The sequence below is a fragment of the Streptomyces sp. NPDC055140 genome, assembly GCF_053607285.1.
The window spans coordinates 18,340-37,038 of sequence record NZ_JBSGTG010000045.1 but is presented as its reverse complement, the minus strand read 5'-3'; the positions used below and the strand labels follow the sequence as shown (position 1 = coordinate 37,038).

Below are 18,699 nucleotides of genomic sequence, written 5' to 3'. Positions count from 1 at the left end.
GCCGTGGCGGCGGGCACGAGGTGCCGGAGCGGTGACTGACCGGCGGTGGCTCCCGGGATCAGGTCCTCTGCACCGAGCAGATCGGGCACCAGCCACCCCCAACTTCGAGCGGCTGATGCCCACAGTGACGGCGAGGACCGTGCAAGGACGTGGTCCGGCGCACGCAAAGCCACACGCGGGAGTGAGAGTTCTGGAGCAGCGAGGGTCTGCGTCTTCACCGCTCGCGACCAGGGTCGTCAGTGCGCGTCGGCACATCCTGGTCGCCCCGCCGTCGCTATGGCGTACGTCACAGGAACTCCGCTGCGGCGGCGGAGAGGTATGAGCTGTGAGGGACTCAGAAAACGGGCTGCGCCTGCGGGTACGGGCCGGCGAACGCGACGCGTTCGCCGAGCTGTACGAGCAGTGCGCCGGCCGCGTCTACCAACATGCGCTGTGGCTCACCGCGGACTGGGCGACAGCCGAAGACATCATGTCCGAAACGTTCTTGACCGCCTGGGGAGCACGGGACCGTCTGGACGCCGAGGGGGGATCGCTCACCCCATGGCTTCTCGGGATCGCCACCCACAAGGCGGCGAACGTGCGACGCGGGCTGCGCCGCCGCCTCGCCTTCCTGGCTCGGCAGCGCCGGCCTCCCGTGGTGGCGGACTTCGCCGCCGAGGTCGCCGGACGCGTCGATGACGCCCGTCGGCTGCAGGCCGTCCAGGGCGCGCTGGACCGGCTGCGACGCCAGGAAAGGGAGGTCCTGACCCTGTGCGTGTGGTCCGGACTCGACTACCAGCAGACCGCCGAAGCGCTCGGCATCCCCGTCGGCACCGTGCGCTCGCGTCTGTCGCGCGCCCGCGCCAAGCTCGGCCGGTTCGCCGACGAAGGAACGCCATCACCGGCGGAACCCGGCACGGTTCGCGGAGAGATGACTCGTGAAGCCGCACTCGCGGCCCTGCCCGTGCGGGAGGAAACGGCATGAACGACAACGACATCCCTTCGACCCCGGCCCGTCGCACCGACGCCGACGAGATCGCCCGGCTGCTGCCGGCCCCCGGTTGTCGGGACCTCCCGCACGAGCAGCACCTTCACCACAAGGAACTGCTGATGCAACGCATCGACCGCGACCAGACCTCCGAAGACCACCAGGCATCCCGCCCCGCCCGACGGCTGCTGCGTCCCGCCGTCCTGCTGCCGGTCACTGCGGTCGCCCTGAGCGGGATCCTCGCCGCGGGCATCGCCCTCACCGCCCCCGACGGCAAGCCCGCCACCCAGGCCACCGACACGGTGCGGCCCGCCGCGGCGCTGCTGAACCAGATCTCCGCAGCCGCCCTCAAGGGCGACGCACTACCGGTCAGGGACGACCAGTTCACGTATACCAGGGCCAAGTCCAGGGAGGCAGATATCACCAGCGGCAAGGCCGTCGTCGGCCCGCTGAAGGACCGTGAGACCTGGTGGTCGCAGAAGCAGGAGCCGCTGCACACACTCGGCCTCGCCAAGGCCGACGGCGAGACCCTCCCCATCAACGCCGAACTCGGCGACACCGACGGCACACCCGCCGGCATCAACCGGCCCACCTACCGCTGGCTCACCGCCCTGCCCACCGACCCTGACAAGCTCCTGACCTACCTGTATGCCAAGACGCCCAAGGTGGACGAGCAGGAGCGCGACCAGGCGGTCTTCGACCGGATCGGTGACCTCGTCGGCGAGGTGATGCCGCCCGACACGGCGGCCGCCCTCTACCGCGCGGCCGCCGCCATCCCCGGCGTCACCGAAGCTCCCAAGGCCCGCGACGCCATCGGGCGCCACGGCGTGGGCATCGCTCGCGAAGACACCACGTACGGCACCCGAACGGAGTGGGTCTTCGACCAGCAGGACCTCACGTTCCTCGGCTCCCGCAGCTACCTCACCAAAGACACCTCCTACGGCAGGAGCGGGACGCTGCTGTCGAGCAATGCCGTGATCGAACACGCGGTGGTCGACAAGGCCGGCGCCGAGCCCACCGGCACACCGCGGACGACGGGGCGTTCACAGGAGAGCTGACACAACGCCATGAACCGAGCCGGGCGTGGCTGCCAGTTTCGGCGCCTCCGTTCGCCTGGAGGCAGGTCCGGCACCCCCTCGACTCGAGCCGTCCCCGGTTTCGCATGGCCCAGTGCACCCCTGCCCGAGTCGGGCAGGGGTGCACCTGAGTTCGCCTCCGCCCCGCCGCGTCGTATCCAGGTCGCCCGGGGCGGATCGGTTCGGGCTCAGCGGCCCACTGCGGTCTCCCGGTCGATGCATGACAGCTTCTCGGGGTTGTGGACAGCCTGGAGCCCCGTGATGAGGCGGCCTTCGAGGCATACCGCCAGGCGAACCCGCCACCCGATCACGGTCCTACGTCGTACGGGGTTCGCACTGCGAGCCCCGGTCCGGTAGGGCCTGAGCCGTCAGCGCGGCGTCCAGGTCCGATGCGGGCAGCCGCGGAAAGTGATGCTGTCGGGAGAGGGAACGGGTACGGAGGCACCGGTGTCCGTCAGGTGCCCTGATCCTGGGTCGACTCGGAAGAGATTCACTGTGTTGCTCGCGCGCGGTGACTACGGCCGCGGTGATGCGGGTGCGCAGCGACGGCTCCGCACTCGAAGCCCTCACGGACAACACGACGAACGCCGGCTTTCCGAGCTACTCCGCCGACGGCAGCCGCATCGTGTACCGAGTGTGGGGCCAGGAAAACGGCCTACGCATCCTCGATCTCACGACCAGGACGACGACCGTCCTCACCACCGAGTCCGACAACCTGCCGGACTGGTCCCCGGACGGCGAGCTCATCCTCTTCACCCGCAAGACGAGCGCGACCAACTTCGACGTGTGCACCATCCGCCCCGACGGCACCCACCTGAGCGTCCTGACCAGCAGCGGCGCGAACGAAGGCCACGCCGTCTGGAACCACGACGGGCGCATCCTCTACAACAGCGGCATGTTTGGCTTCCGCGAGGAAGCCGCGTTGTACGACAACACGTTCCAGCCCTACGGCCAGATCTTCAGCATGAAGGCGGACGGGTCCGACAAGAAATTGCTCACCGACAGCCAGTGGGAGGACTCGATGCCGCTCTACCTCCAACAGGAGATCCTCTCCAAGTGCCGCTCAGGTGACCGCGTTGACGAACGGCGACCACACAACCTCGCACGAGGCGGCGCACGAAGACGGGTCCGTCACGCACCTGCGTGACGGACCGGGAACACACCCGTCCGATGTCTCACGCTGTCTCCGGCTGGTTGGTCTCACGGTCAGGGCCACCTGTCCGAACGGGTCTGATGCACGATCGGGTGACATCTTGGCCTGCCCCACTCCTGGGTTCCAGCTCTGGTGGCTAACTGACAGCCCTTCAGGAAAGGCTGTCAGTCTTGCCTCGTCCCTATCCGCCGGAGTTCCGGGCGCGTGCCGTCGCGCTGGTCCGCGCCGGCAAGCAGGCCGAGCAGACCGCGGTCGAGCTCGGCATCCATCCCGTCACGTTGTCGAAGTGGTTGCGGCAAGACGACATAGACAACGATGTCGCACAACTCCGGTCGCGGCGGTGTTACGGCTTTCCACCGACGGGTTCGGGCTCAGGGTTTCCGAGAGGGATGTCGCGCAGGCCGCGCAACGGCGAGAAGAGCAGCCACAATCCCGCGCAGCAGCCGCCGACGACAGCGATCCACAACGTGGTGCGGACACCGAGGGCGGTGGCGAGCGCGCCGCCGGCCAGACCGCCGAGCGGCAGCGTGCCCCAGGTGATCCATCGAGCGGCGGCGCTGACCCGGCCGAGCATGTCCGGGGGGCAGGCAGCCTGGCGGTAGCTGGTCAGCGAGATGCTCGCGACGGTTGAGGAGAAGGTCCATGAAATCCAGCCGATGCCGAACAGCAGGACCCACCAGCCGGACCCCGCCAGCGGAATGAGCAGGCCGGGCAGCGAAAGCGCGGTCATCGCGATCCAACTGATCCGCGCCGAGCCGAACTTCCGCGCAAGGTACCGTGCCGCCACGCCGCCGGCTACCCCGCCGACGGCTCCCAGTGCCAGCAGCAGTCCGACCAGGTCTGGACGCAGGTGCAGCGTGCGGATCAGGAACACCGGGCCGAGAGTCTCCACCATGATGACGAAGAAGTTCGCGGTGCCGTTGAACGCCACCGAGTTGCGCAGAATGGGATCGCGGACAACGTAGTCGAGGCCCTCACGGATCTGCCGACGCATCGTGGGCCGGCGGCCGGTTTCGGCCTGGGGCCGGCGGGGCTCGCGGGTACGGATCGCCATCAGCGAGCACGCCGACAACGCGAAGGAGAGCGCGTCGGCGGCCATTGCACCCGGGGCGCCGACCAGCGTCACCAGCCCCGCGCCCGTACTGGGCCCGGCGATCTGCGCGACCGATCGAGAGGCGGCGAGCTTGCCATTGCCGTCCATGAGCTGGTCGCGATCGAGGAGCACCGGCAGATAGGCCTGGTAGGCCACTGAGAAGAACGCGGACAAGACGCTGGAGACCAACGCGACGAGGTAGAGCTGGGCGAGCGTCAGTGCCCCGACGGCGTGGGCAAACGGCACCGAGCCGATCACCACGAACAGCGCGAGGTCGCACCAGATCATCAGCCGCCGCTTGGCGACCCGGTCCACTAGGGCCCCGGCCGGCAGCGCCACCAGGAGATACGCACTCGTCTCCGCCGCAGCCAACAGACCGACCTGGAACGCGGAGGCATCCAACAACACGACGGCGACCAACGGCAGTGCGAGAACGGTTATCTGCGACCCCATCTCGCTGACCGTCTGGCCACCCCATAACAGCAGGAACTCGCGACGACGCAAGATCGAGGGACGCTTTCCATCATCAACCATCCGACCGATGGTGTCACCAGCTATCTGCCCTGGACAGACGCCCACGCGAGACTCTAGGCGGACAGGCTCGACTCTTTCCCCACATGGCACCTGCCACCCGCCTGTCAGCCAATTCGGAAGGGGCTCAGTGTCGATTGCCAGGAGCCACCAGGCGAGTTCGGCTGCCGGGAAGTCGAGGACGGGGTCGAGATGTCGGCGTTGTGAACTGAGTACGCGGGCAGTCGGCCACCGACCAGACCTCGATGGTCGACAGACAGCTGATGTCACCGACAAGCTCCGGTCAAAGCGCCGCCTGGATGAAGGGCGACTGGTAGGGCAACCTGGTCTTCAACCAAGCCCCCCGCAACCTCAATCCGCTGGCGACCACGGCCGGCCGGATCACTGTCGCCGAGGTGGAAGAACTGGTGGATCCGGGCGAGTTCGACCCGGACGACGTACATCTGATGGGCGTCTCCGTGCAGCGCGCGGTGGAACTGACGCCCGGACAGGCAGCCGACACTCGCCGCGCTCGCCGGGCACGACCTGACCGTGGTGCCGGGCGCCGAACAGACCCTGTCCGGCAAGGAGTTCTGGTGGGCCGGACACGAGGGCCGCGCTTTCACCGACCTGGAGTCCGAGCCGGTAAGCGACGATGTCGCCGCCGACCGTTTCCTCGCCGGAGCCCTCCGCGCCCGCCCCGGCGAGCTCGACGTCATCGCCATCGCCCCGCTCACCAACATCGCCCGGACCCTCGCCCACAACCCCGGCTTCACGCCCGCGGTGCACCCTGTACCTGATGGGCGGACACTTCGCGGCGGACGGCGGACCCGAGCACAACATCGTCAGCGACATCACAGCCGCCCGCGCCGTCTTCGCCTCCGGCCTGCCCACCGTCGTCACCGGCCTGGAGATCACCCGCCGGGTCCGCAGCCGCCACCGGATGGACTCACACGTCAGGGCGCCGTGAACAAGGTCGGGAAGCGTGGGGCGAGCCAGGGCTTACGGCCCCAGGTGAGCACACGGCCGCGGGCGATGGCACCCCAGGGATCGCAGCGGCCGAGCGCGATCAGCAGGAACGTGACCGGTTCGATGAGGATCGTGCAGTCCGGGCGGCTCACCGGCCCGCGCTCGACAGCCACCGCACCGTCGGTGACGATCACCCCGAACCGCGAGCCGCCACGCAGTCGGATGTCGAAGCGGGCGGTCAGCCCGGCGGCTGTGGCGGAGACGACCCGCGGCATGGCCGTGAACATGAAGGGCATCGACAGCTCGACCCGGGCTCGGTCGACCATGTGCGGACGGCCGACCGCGCGGGCGAGATCGTAGCCGTGGCCGAGCATGTGCGTGAGCAGATACGAGCCGAGGGTGGCCACATTCATCGAGCCCAGAGGGGTGATCACGGTCTCGTCCAACGGGCGCTGGTCCGCCGCTCCGAGGAAGGCATCGGCCTGCGCCACGATCATCTCGGCGAGCGGATCCGCCCCACGCTCGTCGAACCCGGCGAGGGAACGCTCATTGGCCGCCGCCAGACTCTGCGGCGTGCCGTCCCCGTACGGGCGCTCATGGCCGGCCGTGATATCGGCCATCAATTCATTGGCCTGCGCCAGGTGGGCTGCGGCCTCGCCGAGGGTCCAGGTGGATCCGGGGACCGGAATGCCCGTGTCCCTCCGTCCGCGAAGCAGCGCCGCTATCTCCTCGGCCGTGTCGTGTACCGCCTCGGCAAGTCCCTCTGGGAGCACCTCTCGGCGCTCCCGGGCAGGCGTTGGTTCCACGAGACTGTCTCCCTCTGTCCGCTGCCATGTGCCGGTCCCCTCACTCGAAGGTCCGGCGGATCCGTGCAGAATGCCAGGCCACGCCGGTAAGTGCACCCATCGGGGCAGCAATCCGGGAAGTTCGGGTGGCTCAGCCGGTCCGAGGTGTGGCGTCCGTGAGGTAACACGACTCGGCCGGGAGGAGCACCGCCGCCTCGTCAGCTGCGATGCCGATGAGCTTCTACAGCTGGGGAGCGGGAGACCGCGTACTTGCGAAATGCGAGTAGGCCGCTCGGCGGTCCCCGCCCACCCTGCTCCCCCGCGCTTTCGCAGCTGTCGCCATGCGGCGTAGCCGGTCATGACGGGCAACGGGCTTCTCCCAGTCCGCGGCGCGGAACACGTTGACTTCGAGGTGGGCGGTGACCGCCGTGATGCCCTAGGAATGCCTTGACGGTGTGGCTCGGCGGGATGCCGGCTGATGCTGGGCCCTCTGCTCGTCCAAGGGCGCGGCGAGGCCGTGAGTTGATCGATGCCGGGCGTGCAGGACACGTGGGGGCGTCTTGTACACCCCGCCGCCGCTCGCGACGCCGAGAGTCCGCCCCGGCCCCCACTGCGGGCACGTCAATCCCGGAGAGCACCAGCCCCATCCCCCGCGCTCACCCGTCTTGAGGAAGTCTTGAGAGGGCTACGGTCCCGGTCAGGCCCAGGCCGGCCCGCTCACGACGCGATACGGCGACCGTCCTGCCCACGCCTCTTCGAGCACCTTCTCGACCGGCGGAGCGGCTGTGCCTGATGTTCCCCAGTTGCGCGCCGACCAACTGTCCCCCGTGGCGACGATCTCCCCGCCCCGTCCGTCGTCGACGTGCGCGAACGTCCCGGTGACCACGGCGAGCACGATGTCGTCGGCCACCTCCAGCAAGCCGGCGGAACCGTCGTCACAGGCATCGCAGCCGCAGTCCGGTAGTACCTGCAGCGGCGCGGCGGGCTCCCCCGCGCCGAGCACGAGAACCGTCCGGGGGACCTCGTCGATGGCGGAGTACCCGAAGACCAGAGGCACGGCATGCGCGCGCACCGGGCGCAGCCGGACAGCACCGCTGACGGGGACATCAGGTGCCCGCCGCCAGATCGCCGCCGGATCGGCGATCGTCTCCGCCTCGGCGAGACCGAGCCCGGACAGTGCCCGCGTCCAGGCCTCTGCGCGAGCGGCAAGGATCCGGTACTTGTCGGGCTCCACGCACCGCGAGTACTCCTCGTCGCGCACGTCGCCCTCGGGATGCGGATCGGGCCAGGGCGGGGTGTCCGCCCCGGTCACGGCGAATGCTTCGTCAACTGCCCGACAGAGCCCGGCTCGATCCATACCGGGCACCCTACGGGTTGGCACGCGGAGCCTCCCGCCTGGCAGCCACGGCGTGGTCTTCGACCGACATCGCCGCCGCATTCGGCGGCGTACGGGGGGAGGGAAGTGCGATGACGGACGCGTCGGCGCAGCCGTAGGAGTTGCGCGAGGAGGAGATCACGGACCTCGGTCCGACCCCGGTCGTCGGCCTGCCGGGCGTGGACGACGGCGGCGAGGAACGCGTCCTGCACGCCTCCTCACCGCTCTCCGCGCCCTGTGACGGACGCGCCCACCGCGTGCCGCTCACCACGGGCGTCTCGGCGGTGCACAGCGACTACGCCTACGCGCCCGAGCTCTCCGGAGTGGAACGTGAACGAACCTGCGCGCTGGACGCCCTCGCCCTGGCCCCGGCTGAAGCACCGTGGATCACGAGTTGTCGCTGGGGTTCCGGAGCGCCGTGATGTCGGCATTCTTGCTTACCTCGACGGCGATCTTCACGGTGATCTTCACGGTGATCCTCACTGGGACGGGGCCGAAGCGGGTCCGGTCTGGCACTCATGCCTCTCCAGCGACCGGGATCACCTCCGTCCCATGTCTTGTGCCGACGGCGCGCTGCGATCAAGATGCTGACTGCATGTGACCACCGGTAACCGCCGCCCATCAGGGCTGGGACGTGAAGAAGGTCCTGCTGTGCCCGTACTTCGCCACACGACGAACGCCCTCGGCGCCCTGTCGACAAGCGTCCGCCTCACCGTCTTCGGCGCAGTGGTGGCGGCAGCCGCCACGCTGCTCCCCGCCGCTTCTGCCTCGGCTGCAGAAACAGGCGTCGGCGGTTACGCCGACCCCTCGTATGCGTCAGCGTGCACCTTCCACCGCTACGGCGAAGGCGAGACGCCGCCGCTCTCTCTGTTCGGCGCCGACCCGCTGTGCGTGGAGTACGCCAAGCGGGACATCACTGTGACCAACGGCGGCGCGGCGCGCTTTCTGCTGGCCGAGCCTGCACGCTTCGCGATCGCCGTACCGGCCTGCCGTTACTGGCAGTTGGACCATTGGAGCGTGCAGGCCACGGCCGGCGGAACCGAACTGGTCGGCTGGGACGGCAGTTACTGGTTCGACAAGGCGGAGGGCAGCGCCGCGGCGAGGATACGCAACATCACCGTCGCCGGTCGGCCCGCGCGGGCCGAGGAGGCCGCGAAGGCGATCCGGCCGTATGACGCCCGGCTTGCCGACGCGCTCGTGCGCGACGCCGCGGGTGTGATGGTGCAACTGCCGGTGAGCGGGCTGTGTTGAGCGAACCACCCGCACGTCCCACTCGGCGCCGGCTGCTCGTCGGCCTGACCGCCGCGGTCGCCGCCCTGAGGGCAGGGGAACTGACTGCCGAGGCCGCGCCTGCGGCGCGTACTGTGCCCGAGTCGGTCCCGGTGGCTCGGGCCGGGATGCAGCCCGCTTCCCTCGCGCTGCCCGACCCGACGACCGCCACGCTGGAGGCGTTTGCGGACACCATGGTCCCGGGCGAGAAGCGGTACGGCGGTGACGTGGCGATCGCCGGGGCGGCCCCCGGTCCCGGCGCCGTGCAGGCGGGAGCCGTCGAGCTGCTCAACCTTCCCGATCTCGGCATCGGCGTACTGCTGCCCGAGCTTGCACTGCTCGTCAACACCCGCGCCCTCGCCTATGCGGCCACCCACGGCCGGGTCCTGCTGCCCACTCAACCTCCTTTCGTCGCCCTGCGGTTCACCGACCGCACCGCGCTCGCCGGAGAGCTGCTCACACCCGGCGCCCCGGACCGGCAGCTGTATGTGCTGCTCGCACTCTTCGCCGCCGCGGCCTTCGACACCGCGGCCCATCTGCACACCGCCGTGGCCATCCGGCAACGCCACCCGGGCCTGGCCTGGATCGGCTTCCCGGCGCCCGACGCCGACGGACTGTGGCGCTTCCCCGACTACTCGTACGGCAGAAGGCTCGCCTCCGAGCACCCGCTCACCACCCCCGGAGGGCACCCCGCATGAGCGTCACCGAACGCACCGACGTGCTGGTCATCGGCAGCGGCTTCGGCGGCGCCATCCCCGCCTACCATCTGGCCGCTGGTGGCGCCAAGGTGGTGATCCTGGAACGCGGACCGCACCTCACCGCCCCCGACTTCACCCATGACCTGCGCCTGGGCAGTTACACCCGGATCGTCGACCTCGTGCAGGGCGACGGCATCACCGTCGTCGCCGGGAACTGCGTCGGCGGGTCCAGCGTGGTCTACTTCGCCGCTTCGCTGCGGGCTCCGGGCTTCGTCTTCGACCGCCGCGGCAGTCTGGGCCACCGCCTGTGGCCTTCGACCCTGACGCGCGCCGCCCTCGACCCCTGGTACGACCGGGTCGAGGAGGCTCTGCCCGTCGCCCGGCCGAGCTGGGACCAAGTCCCCTACCCCGGAGGGCTGTTCGCCGCAGCGTGCGCCCGTGCGGGCCGCACCTGCAACCCTGTACCCGTCGCCGTCGACCTGGCCCGCTGCACCAACTGCAACTGGATGCTGAACGGCTGCCACTTCGACGCCAAGCGCTCCATGCTGCTGAACTACCTCCCCGCCGCGACCGCGCACGGCGCCGAGATCCGCCCACTCCACGAGGCACAGACGATCGCGCCTGCCACCACACCCGGTTACCGCTACCGCGTCTCGTACACGCAGCTCGACGCCGACGACTACCGGCTGCCGGTCGGCGTTGGGGCGATCGAGGCCAAGACCGTGGTGCTGGCCGCGGGCGCTCTGGCCACCCCCGTGCTGCTGCAGCGCTCGGCTCCCCTGCTCGGCGGTGTCCCCCAAGCCGTCGGTCGCTACTTCTCGGGCAACGGCGACCGCGTGTCCATCGCCGACGTCGACGAAGGCAAGGTGCGCGACCTGCTCGGTCTCGAGCGCGCACCGGGTATCCCGTACCAGGGCTTCCCCATCGGGAAGCCCATCGGCTCCATGTCGTACGACCGGCTCGACCCGGCAACGGCGGAGTTCACCCGCTTCTCCCTTCAGCAGATCTACTTCCCCGGCATCACCGACCTGCTGGCCCAGGCCACCGACACCCCGGCGACGAGCTGGTTCGGCGTCCGTAAGAAGGAGATGCGAGCACGCTGGCCGTCGTGGCTCTCCGTACTCGCCATGACGGAGGACGACAACGAGGGCGTCTTCGGCCCGCCGCCGCCCACCGGAAGCTCGACGCGCGTGGCCACATCGCTCTGCCTGTCCACGCTCTCGTACCGGCCGACGGCGAACACCCTGCGCGGCTGGGCCGCCGCGGATGCCGAGGCCCGTGCGGTGCTGGAGCGCGACGGTCTTGCGCGGGTGCGGCCCTGGAGCGAGAACGCCGCCGGGTCCGTGAGCGCCCACCCTCTCGCCTCCTGCCGGATGGGGGACGACCCCGCCACCTCGGCGCTCGACGAACGCGGCGAACTGCGAGGCCATCCCGGCCTGTTCGTCACCGACGGCTCGGCCGTACCGACCTCGCTCTGTGTCAACCCCTCACTGACGATCGCGGCGCTGGCCGAACGGGCCTGCCCCGGCATCGTGGAAAGCACCGCCGAGGCAGGCGTGCGCGCACGGTACGGGGCCCCCGCGCCCCGGTGAAAGGAATCCCTTGTGAACTCGCTCTACCCGCCGCGGATGACCGGCCGTCCAGGGCGGCTCGAAGTCTGGTACGCGACGTTGACCGATCCCCGTACCGGGACCGGCGTGTGGATCCACCACGAAGTGGTGGCGCCCAAGCACGGCGGCCCGGCCCGGGCACACGGCTGGATATCCGTCTTCCCACCCGACGGACCACCGGTCACCGAGCGGTTCGGGGTCCCGGACTCCCCGCCACCCCAGGGCGAGGCGTACTTCGAGATGCCTGGGGTGCGGGCAACGCCCCAACTGCTGGAAGGCACGGCGGGCACGATCACCTGGCGCCTGACGGTCACCGGCGGCGGAGAGCCCCTCTACACCTTTCCGCGCTGGTCCTGGCAGCGTGAACTCCTGCCCGCCGCCCAGATCCTGCCTGCCCCCGACGCCGTCTTCGAGGGGGAACTCGTCGTCGGGAAAAGGCGGTTCACTCTCTCCGACGCCATGGGAGGCGTCGCCCGGATCGCCGGGCACGGCAATGCCCAGCGATGGGCTTGGCTCCATGCGGGCCTCGGCGGCGGGGACGTACTGGAAGTGGTGGCCGCCGTCGCCCGCCGTCCCACGATGCGGTGGCTGCCGCCGCTGCCCATGCTTCAGCTGCGGATCGGTGGCACCGACTGGCCGCGCGACCCGTTGCTGACCGCACCACTGCTGCGCGCACGGATCGGGCTGCCCGACTGGTCGGTCGCAGGCGGCACCGCCCGGCGCAGGGTACGGATCGATGTGACCCAGGACCCGGCCGACTGTGTGTCGCTCTCCTACACCGACCCCGACGGAGCGACCGCCACGTGCACCAACACAGAGCGTGCCACCGTCGACGTGATCGTCGAACGCCGCACCGGGCCACGCCGCTTCGAGGTGGAACACCGCTGGCATCTGGATCGCACGGGTCACGCAGAGGTGGGAACGCGCCCGTGAGCAGTGCACTCACGGCCTGCGGCGGGGTCCTGCTGCGCTACCGGGAAGGGGGTTCAACAAGCTGAGGCACAGACAGCCGGGCGGACCGGTCGAGCGGGGAGCGGCAGATCTTCTGAGTGTGGTCTGCTCAGCCGTACCGGATCAGCCGCGCTGCGGTCTGAGCGGGAGTCTCGTTGTTCGTGTAGATCGTCCGTGTCGCCATCTGTCGTGCGCCGGGGTCGTCAAGCCACTGCTCCAGGAAATCGTGTCCGTCGATGATCCAGGACTGCCCCTTGGTAGCTGTGCAGCGTTGCCGTAGGAGGGGCAGCGAGATCTCGCGGTCGGGTGAGGGCAGAACTCGGACCACGTGGCGGCAGCGGCTCAACACGGTGCGCACCTCGGCCAGGTGCGCGAGGTCGGTGTAGCTGGTGTGGCCTGCCCCCAGTGCGATCACAGCGTCCGGATGGTCGGCCACCACACGCGCCACAGCGTGCGCTCGAGCGACTTCCCACTCGGTCTCCGCCGCGAGGCGGCCGACTGCCGCGATGCGCTCGCGGAGTCTGGCGATGCTCCATCCCACCTGCGCGTAGTACTCACCGGCAGCGGCGTCCAGATCGACGAACCGTCTCTGCGCCCTTCCCGCGATCTCCCGGCCAAGGGTGGTCTTTCCAGTGCCGGCCGGGCCGATCAGGACCATCCAGGGTGCTTCCTTGGGTGCGGTCCGTTTCATGCGGCAGCCGCCTCGTCCCGTTCGGCGAATCGGCCGCATTCGAATCGGGCCTCGGCACCGTCGCGAAGGACGAGGGCCTGGGCGGACTCGGCGAGCCTCAACTCCACACCCGTAGGCTCGTCGCTCCGCTCACCGATCACCCGCGGCGCCTTGACCTCGTTGACATCACCGAGCATGGACATGCCCTCCCGACCGACCGTGCGATGTCGGCCCACTCGTACCAATCGATCGATCACTCAGAACCTACGCCCCCGCGTGCCGACGCGAAAACGATCCCTAGGCACTGAGCATGGAGACTTGTAGGCCGCCCAGGACGCGGATCGTCGCGCTCGGGAATCCGGCCAGAGGTGAGGCACGTCGGTCCCCGCGTCCATGACATCACCGCGATCGACGGCCGCCTCTCAGGCCGACTCGCGTACCACCAGGCGCGGCATGATCACCCGCTCGGCGAGCGGGCCGCGGCCCTGTACGAGTGCCGCGGCCTGCTCGACGGCGGCCCGGCCCACCTGGCGTTTGTCGACGTGCAGCGTGGTGAGCGGCGGGTCCATCAGCTCGCCGAGCATCAGACCGTCGCACCCGACGAAGGCACAGTCGCCCGGTACGTCCAGGCCTCGGCGCAGCGCGCGGCGCATGGCGCCGACCGCGATCAGGTCGTTGTAGCCGAGCACCGCGGTGGTGCCGGGGTGTTCGGCGAGTACGCGGTCCATGCCGTCGGCGCCGCCCTGAACAGAGTTGGCCACGGACACGACCGGAGTGCCGTAGGCGTCGAGGCCGTGCTCGGCGGCCAGGGCGAGGAACAAGGCACGCCGGGAGTGTGGGTCCGCCCCGTCTCCGCGGGCCTTGTCATCGAGCATGACCACGCGCCGGTGGCCTGCCGCGATGAGGTGCCCGAGGGCCTGCCGCATCCCGGACTCGAAGTCGATACGGACGCCGCCGGCGGCAGGCGGTCCGGTGTCGTGGTCCAGGAGCACCAGGGGGATACCGGTGCTCCGCACCCGTTCGATGGCGCTCTCGGCGAAGAAGTAGCCGACGCACGCGTCGACATGGTCGGCGACAGTGGCCGCCACCCTCTGCTCGCGTTCGAGGGCCGACCCGGTGCTGTACACGGCGACCTGCCAACCGCGCTCGTCGGCGGCCTCCATCACCCCGGCTACGACCTCGGGGAAGAACGGGTTGAGCACATCGGCGACGACCAGGCCGAGCGTGGTCGTCGCCGGGCCTGCCATGCCGCGCGCATGCCGGTTGGGCCGGTAGCCGAGCGTCTGGGCGACCTCCAGGATCCGTGCCCGGGTGTCCGGGTCGATCTCCGGCTTGTCGTTGATGGCGCGGGAGACGGTCTGCCGGGAGACACCCGCGGAGCGGGCCACGTCGTCGATGGTGACGCCGTGACGCCCGCGCCGGGACGTGCGGGGGGTGGGCATCTCTGGGAGGGGTCCTCTCTCTGCCTGCCCAAGTGTCGTCCGCCGTCGCTGCCGGACGCTTCACGTGAGCGCTCACGGACATGATGAGCAGCTCGTTCCCTGCTGTCAACGGCTCGCTGTCGCTGGACAGTTGAGGTGATCAAGGCTGAATTCAGGAATCCCTCGCACCGGTCTTGACGGGGACATGCCCCGGCTCCAGGGTACTCCGTGAGCGCTCACGGGAACGCTCACGAATCGGCCACCCGTCTCTCTAGTCGTCTTCCCGGAGGACACACGTGACGTCGATCGCGGTCACCACGGCAGAACGCCCGCCCGCGCCCAGCACCGTGCTCATCGACCGGGTCAGCGTCGCCGTACTCGTCGACGGGGCCCCCATAGGGCCCGTTATGCGCGAACTCCCGGACGGTGTACGGGCATTGGACGTGTCAGCCCCCGAGGGCGCCGCCGTGGAGATCCGCTTGGCGACGCCCCTGCAGGACGCCGTCGGCTACTGGCACCCGGACGCCGGCTGGCAGCGGTCCCTGCCGCCCGACTGGGCCGGGCGGCTGAACGCCGGCCTGGTGCACGGCTGCGCGATCGGCTGCCTGTACGAGACGTCGGGGCAGACGCTGCTCGCCTTCGCCGCAGAGGACGCGACGGCCGAGACGCACCTGGTCTTCGGCGTCTCGGAGCAGCGCAAGCTGTTCGCGGTGCATCTTGAACTCACCGCCGAACGGGTGCCGTTCACCGTGCTGTTCGCGGGCCGCAGTCCCTCCCCCGCGGTGGCGCTGCACCTGCTGCGCCGGCGGCTCGTCGACGCAGCGCAGCTGCCGCCGCTGGCGCTGCCGGAGGCGGGCCGCACCCCCGCCTACTCCACTTGGTACGCCTTCGGGCAGGAGGTCACGGCTGACGGCGTGGCACAGGAGGCCGAGCTCGCCGCCGCACTCGGCTGCGGACTGCTGATCCTCGACGACGGCTGGCAGCGCGGCGGCCGGGAACGCGGCTACGCCTGGGCCGGCGACTGGCAGGTCGACACGGCCAAGTTCCCCGATCTCGCCGGGCATGTGCGCGACGTTCAGGGCCTCGGCATGGCGTACATGGTGTGGATCGCCCCGCTGCTCCTGGGCCCGGACTCCCCCGAGTGGCAGCGGCTCTCCCCGTACGCCCGCGTCCCCAGCCCGACCGCGCCGGGCGCACACGTCCTCGACCCCAGGGAGCCCCGGGTGCGCGCGCACGTCCTGGAGGTGTGCACCCGGCTCGTCGCCGACCACGGGCTCGACGGCCTGAAGCTGGACTTCCTCGACGACGCCACCGTGTACACGGACGACGGTGGCGACCCCGTCGGACCCGCGATGGCCTTGCTGCTCGGGGACCTCCGCGCCACCCTCGGCGCGCTGTGCCCGCGCGGCCCGCTGGTCGAACTGCGCCAGCCCTATCTCGGCCCCGGCATGAGCGCGTACGGGAATCTGCTGCGCGCCACCGACTGCCCGGCCGACGCCACCGCGAACCGGATCCGCACGATCGACGCGGCGCTCTGCGCGACCGGCGGCGCCGTCCATTCGGACATGCTGATGTGGGACCCGGACGCAGCAGCCGAGGCAGCGGCCCGACAGATTCAGTCGGTGTTGCATGCCGTGCCCCAACTGTCCTGCTCTCTCGGCGCGTTGAGCCCGGAGCATCGTGAGGTCGTGACGTTCTGGCTGCGCCAGTGGCACCGGCTGCGCCCCGTCCTGCTCGACGGCGAGGTGGAGCCGGGCCGCCCGGACGAGCTGTACCCCCTTGTGCGGGCCCACGCCGGCGACGCCCAGGTGGTCGTCGCGCACGCCGAACGCCCCGTACCGCTCGACCTGTTGCGCCATCCCCGGGCCGATCTGGTGAACGCCACCGCCGCGGACGGCCTGGTCTGCGTCGTCCCGCACGGCCCGGTGCGGGCCACGCTCACCACGTACGACGCACGCGGCCGGGTCACCCACTCGGGCCCACACACCCTCGGCCCGGGCGCGGTCCGCCTCGACGTACCGCCCTCCGGCCTGCTGACCGTCCGGCCACCCGACTGAACCCCAAGGAGGTCCACCAACTCGCTTGCCCAGCACGTCCCTTGTCCCGGCAACGTCACGGTGCTGCACCCGAAGGAGGAACAACCCCTCATGTCCAGCAGACCAGCGCGCCGGCCACGGCGCCTGTGGGCCCTGTGGGCGGCCCTGCTCGCCCTGTTCAGCCCCCTCCTGCTCACCCCCGCATCCGCCCCCGCGACCACGGCCACGGCCGCCGACACGACCGTCACCACGCAGGCGGACCCGGTGCCGGGCATGTTCAACCCACGCCAGACCTGGCTGCGCAACTCCACGGCGGGCCTCTTCCTGCACTGGGGCATGTACACACAGCCCGAGCACTACGACTGCGACTCCTGGCAGAAGGCCGTGAACGACAGCGGCTGGAACCCGGACTACTGGGTCAAGGAGACGCAGAAGATCCACGGCTCGTACATCGTCCTGGCCACCTTTCACAGCCGTCTGGGCTACGCCCGCCCCTGGCCGTCGAAGATCCCCGGCAGCTGCTCGACGAAGCGCGACATCCTCGGTGAGCTCATCAAGGCGGCCAAGGCCAAGGGCATCAAGGTCATCCTCTACATGACCGACGATCCGCAGTGGCACGACGTCATGGGCCCTGAGTCCTTCGACTCCGCCGCCTACTCCGCGTACAAGGGCAAGGACGTCGATCTGACGACGCGCCCCGGTTTCGGTGAGTTCAGCTACGACAACTTCTTCGAGGTGATGCACAACTACCCGGACCTGAAGGGCTTCTGGATCGACAACGACAACGAGTACTGGGAGCAGCATCACCTGTACGAGCAGATCCGTGAGCAGCGCCCGGACATGCTCCTGAGCAACAACAACGAAGACACGCCGATCATGGACACCGTGTCCAACGAGCAGAAGACCGGCATGACGCCCGACTACGACATGCCGGCGGCGTACTGGACGTCCATGCCGCGCCTGACGGAGTCCTGCTACAAGGTGCCCTCGAGCGGCGCCTGGTGGTACGACGGCCAGGACCGTCCGGTCGACACGGCGCTCAACATCCGCCGCTACGTGGCCAACGCGGGCACGTCGTACAAGTCCCTGATGGACCTCCAGGCCCAGGTGGACGGGACGTTCCCGCCCCAGCAGCAGGCGTTCACCGACTACATGTCGAAGTATCTCGACCCGATCTGGGAGTCGCTGCACGGTGTGGAGGGCGGCGGCTATCTGTACGGCGGGCTGCGTCCGGGTGCCTGGAACGACGGGGCGTACGGCTACACCACCGTGGGCAAGGAGGACCCGACACGCCAGTACATCCATGTCACGACGCGGCCGACGGGAACCGCCTCCGGCACTCTCCGTATTCGCGACAACGGCACGAAGGTGAAGCGGATCAGCGATCTGCGCAGCGGCAAGAGAATCGCCTTCGACCAGCAGGACGGCACCGTGACGCTCAAGGGCATCACCACCTGGGACCCGTACGACACGGTCTTCAAGGTGGAGACGGAGCGACACCGCCAAGGCCTGTACCCGTCCGGTACGGTGCGGGCCACCGCCACGTCGTCGAAGGACGGCCACCCGGCGACCGACCTCACTGACGGAGACCTCACCCGGTACTGGGACTCGAACGCGCAGGTGCCCGTCTCGGTCACGCTGGATCTCGGGGGCGTGAAGAAGGCCCGGTACCTGGCCGTGAACCAGACCGAGTGGTCTCCCACGTACAACCGTGAGTCGTTCGGCAGGAAGGAGGACTCGGCCCGGATCAAGGACTACAAGGTCTTCGTCAGTGACGACGGCGAGCACTGGGGCGATCCGGTGAAGACCGGTGTCATGGAGAGCGCCCGCAGCACCCGGTACGTCGACCTGGACACCACGGCCCGCTACATCAGGCTGGAGGTGGACAGCACCTGGTCGGCGGCGACCGTCGTCCCCTTCTACCACCAGCTGAGGATCGACGAGATCGCGGTCGGCCACTCGTATCCCGTGGGCCACGGCCGCGGGTGACCAACGCGCTTGTCCCGCAGGCCTGTGGGGCCCGCGGGACAAGCGCCTCCGTCGTCGTGGTGCGCCCGGCGGAGCGCGTCAGGGTGAAACCCTCGGGGCCCGTGCCGGCGTCGGCGTCGAGCCGGAA

General features: G+C 69.8%; 16 protein-coding genes and 3 pseudogenes. 13 read left to right on the top strand and 6 right to left on the bottom strand.

Going from position 1 to position 18,699, the window contains the following annotated elements:
- Positions 1 to 325 precede the first annotated feature (325 nt).
- From ACWFR4_RS43590 to ACWFR4_RS43575, 4 genes and pseudogenes are all read left to right on the top strand, one after another.
- Positions 326 to 964, top strand: a complete 639-nt coding sequence (locus tag ACWFR4_RS43590; RefSeq protein WP_453657007.1) for an RNA polymerase sigma factor — start codon at positions 326 to 328, stop codon at positions 962 to 964.
- Positions 961 to 2,025 carry a CU044_5270 family protein gene (locus ACWFR4_RS43585; RefSeq protein WP_453657006.1) on the top strand — a complete coding sequence of 355 codons (1,065 nt, stop codon included), beginning with the start codon at positions 961 to 963 and terminating at the stop codon, positions 2,023 to 2,025. Before ACWFR4_RS43590 ends, ACWFR4_RS43585 begins: the two co-directional genes overlap by 4 nt.
- Positions 2,026 to 2,554: 529 nt before the next feature.
- On the top strand, positions 2,555 to 3,190 hold the full coding sequence (locus ACWFR4_RS43580) for a TolB family protein (protein WP_453657005.1): 636 nt from the start codon (positions 2,555 to 2,557) through the stop codon (positions 3,188 to 3,190).
- 176 nt (positions 3,191 to 3,366) lie between these two features.
- Positions 3,367 to 3,507 (top strand): annotated as a pseudogene (locus tag ACWFR4_RS43575) (transposase); the annotation flags it as partial.
- Between the two features lie 32 nt (positions 3,508 to 3,539).
- Here ACWFR4_RS43575 and ACWFR4_RS43570 read toward each other — a convergent pair.
- Positions 3,540 to 4,823, bottom strand: a complete 1,284-nt coding sequence (locus tag ACWFR4_RS43570) for an MFS transporter (RefSeq protein WP_453657004.1) — start codon at positions 4,821 to 4,823, stop codon at positions 3,540 to 3,542.
- Positions 4,824 to 5,137: 314 nt separating this feature from the next.
- Here ACWFR4_RS43570 and ACWFR4_RS43565 point away from each other — a divergent pair.
- Positions 5,138 to 5,338, top strand: a pseudogene (locus ACWFR4_RS43565) (CoA-transferase); the annotation flags it as partial.
- 260 nt (positions 5,339 to 5,598) lie between these two features.
- Positions 5,599 to 5,769, top strand: a complete 171-nt coding sequence (locus ACWFR4_RS43560; RefSeq protein ID WP_453657003.1) for a hypothetical protein — start codon at positions 5,599 to 5,601, stop codon at positions 5,767 to 5,769.
- On the opposite strand, the gene ACWFR4_RS43555 is transcribed toward ACWFR4_RS43560, so the two are convergent.
- Positions 5,756 to 6,574, bottom strand: a complete 819-nt coding sequence (locus ACWFR4_RS43555; protein WP_453657002.1) for a maleylpyruvate isomerase family mycothiol-dependent enzyme — start codon at positions 6,572 to 6,574, stop codon at positions 5,756 to 5,758. The two genes, ACWFR4_RS43560 and ACWFR4_RS43555, sit on opposite strands and share 14 nt — an antisense overlap.
- A 676-nt stretch (positions 6,575 to 7,250) precedes the next feature.
- Positions 7,251 to 7,910: a DUF6226 family protein gene (locus ACWFR4_RS43550; protein ID WP_453657001.1), complete on the bottom strand. Its 660-nt coding sequence runs from the start codon at positions 7,908 to 7,910 to the stop codon at positions 7,251 to 7,253.
- 137 nt (positions 7,911 to 8,047) lie between these two features.
- Between ACWFR4_RS43550 and ACWFR4_RS43545 the strand changes: the two are divergent.
- From ACWFR4_RS43545 to ACWFR4_RS43525, 5 genes and pseudogenes are all read left to right on the top strand, one after another.
- Positions 8,048 to 8,248: pseudogene (locus tag ACWFR4_RS43545) on the top strand (hypothetical protein); the annotation flags it as partial.
- Positions 8,249 to 8,579: 331 nt separating this feature from the next.
- Positions 8,580 to 9,179 (top strand): hypothetical protein, encoded by a 600-nt coding sequence (locus ACWFR4_RS43540; protein WP_453657000.1) that lies wholly within the window; start codon positions 8,580 to 8,582, stop codon positions 9,177 to 9,179.
- Between the two features lie 146 nt (positions 9,180 to 9,325).
- On the top strand, positions 9,326 to 9,895 hold the full coding sequence (locus tag ACWFR4_RS43535; protein WP_453469431.1) for a DUF5987 family protein: 570 nt from the start codon (positions 9,326 to 9,328) through the stop codon (positions 9,893 to 9,895).
- A complete protein-coding gene (locus ACWFR4_RS43530) occupies positions 9,892 to 11,487 on the top strand; it encodes a GMC family oxidoreductase N-terminal domain-containing protein (protein WP_453656999.1) in 1,596 nt (531 codons plus the stop codon). Before ACWFR4_RS43535 ends, ACWFR4_RS43530 begins: the two co-directional genes overlap by 4 nt.
- A gap of 36 nt (positions 11,488 to 11,523) precedes the next feature.
- Positions 11,524 to 12,438, top strand: coding sequence for a hypothetical protein (locus ACWFR4_RS43525; protein WP_453656998.1), 915 nt, complete (start codon positions 11,524 to 11,526; stop codon positions 12,436 to 12,438).
- Positions 12,439 to 12,565: 127 nt separating this feature from the next.
- Here ACWFR4_RS43525 and ACWFR4_RS43520 read toward each other — a convergent pair whose 3' ends face one another.
- From ACWFR4_RS43520 to ACWFR4_RS43510, 3 genes are all read right to left on the bottom strand, one after another.
- A complete protein-coding gene (locus ACWFR4_RS43520) occupies positions 12,566 to 13,114 on the bottom strand; it encodes a shikimate kinase (protein WP_453656997.1) in 549 nt (182 codons plus the stop codon).
- A gap of 29 nt (positions 13,115 to 13,143) precedes the next feature.
- Positions 13,144 to 13,323, bottom strand: coding sequence for a hypothetical protein (locus ACWFR4_RS43515; RefSeq protein WP_453656996.1), 180 nt, complete (start codon positions 13,321 to 13,323; stop codon positions 13,144 to 13,146).
- A gap of 225 nt (positions 13,324 to 13,548) precedes the next feature.
- Positions 13,549 to 14,568: a LacI family DNA-binding transcriptional regulator gene (locus ACWFR4_RS43510; protein WP_453656995.1), complete on the bottom strand. Its 1,020-nt coding sequence runs from the start codon at positions 14,566 to 14,568 to the stop codon at positions 13,549 to 13,551.
- A 275-nt stretch (positions 14,569 to 14,843) separates the two neighbouring features.
- Between ACWFR4_RS43510 and ACWFR4_RS43505 the strand changes: the two genes are divergently transcribed.
- Complete coding sequence (locus tag ACWFR4_RS43505; RefSeq protein ID WP_453469188.1) at positions 14,844 to 16,604, top strand: alpha-galactosidase; 1,761 nt, start codon at positions 14,844 to 14,846, stop codon at positions 16,602 to 16,604.
- 90 nt (positions 16,605 to 16,694) lie between these two features.
- Positions 16,695 to 18,572: an alpha-L-fucosidase gene (locus ACWFR4_RS43500; RefSeq protein WP_453656994.1), complete on the top strand. Its 1,878-nt coding sequence runs from the start codon at positions 16,695 to 16,697 to the stop codon at positions 18,570 to 18,572.
- Positions 18,573 to 18,699: the final 127 nt, after the last annotated feature.

Coding starts and splice junctions, on each gene's coding strand:
- ACWFR4_RS43535 (WP_453469431.1), top strand. CDS start 9,326: ATGCAGCCCGCTTCCCTCGCGCTGCCCGACCCGACGACCGCCACGCTG.
- ACWFR4_RS43585 (WP_453657006.1), top strand. CDS start 961: ATGAACGACAACGACATCCCTTCGACCCCGGCCCGTCGCACCGACGCC.
- ACWFR4_RS43520 (WP_453656997.1), bottom strand. CDS start 13,114: ATGGTCCTGATCGGCCCGGCCGGCACTGGAAAGACCACCCTTGGCCGG.
- ACWFR4_RS43560 (WP_453657003.1), top strand. CDS start 5,599: ATGGGCGGACACTTCGCGGCGGACGGCGGACCCGAGCACAACATCGTC.
- ACWFR4_RS43500 (WP_453656994.1), top strand. CDS start 16,695: ATGTCCAGCAGACCAGCGCGCCGGCCACGGCGCCTGTGGGCCCTGTGG.
- ACWFR4_RS43570 (WP_453657004.1), bottom strand. CDS start 4,823: ATGGTTGATGATGGAAAGCGTCCCTCGATCTTGCGTCGTCGCGAGTTC.
- ACWFR4_RS43525 (WP_453656998.1), top strand. CDS start 11,524: ATGACCGGCCGTCCAGGGCGGCTCGAAGTCTGGTACGCGACGTTGACC.
- ACWFR4_RS43530 (WP_453656999.1), top strand. CDS start 9,892: ATGAGCGTCACCGAACGCACCGACGTGCTGGTCATCGGCAGCGGCTTC.
- ACWFR4_RS43550 (WP_453657001.1), bottom strand. CDS start 7,910: ATGGATCGAGCCGGGCTCTGTCGGGCAGTTGACGAAGCATTCGCCGTG.
- ACWFR4_RS43515 (WP_453656996.1), bottom strand. CDS start 13,323: ATGCTCGGTGATGTCAACGAGGTCAAGGCGCCGCGGGTGATCGGTGAG.
- ACWFR4_RS43510 (WP_453656995.1), bottom strand. CDS start 14,568: ATGCCCACCCCCCGCACGTCCCGGCGCGGGCGTCACGGCGTCACCATC.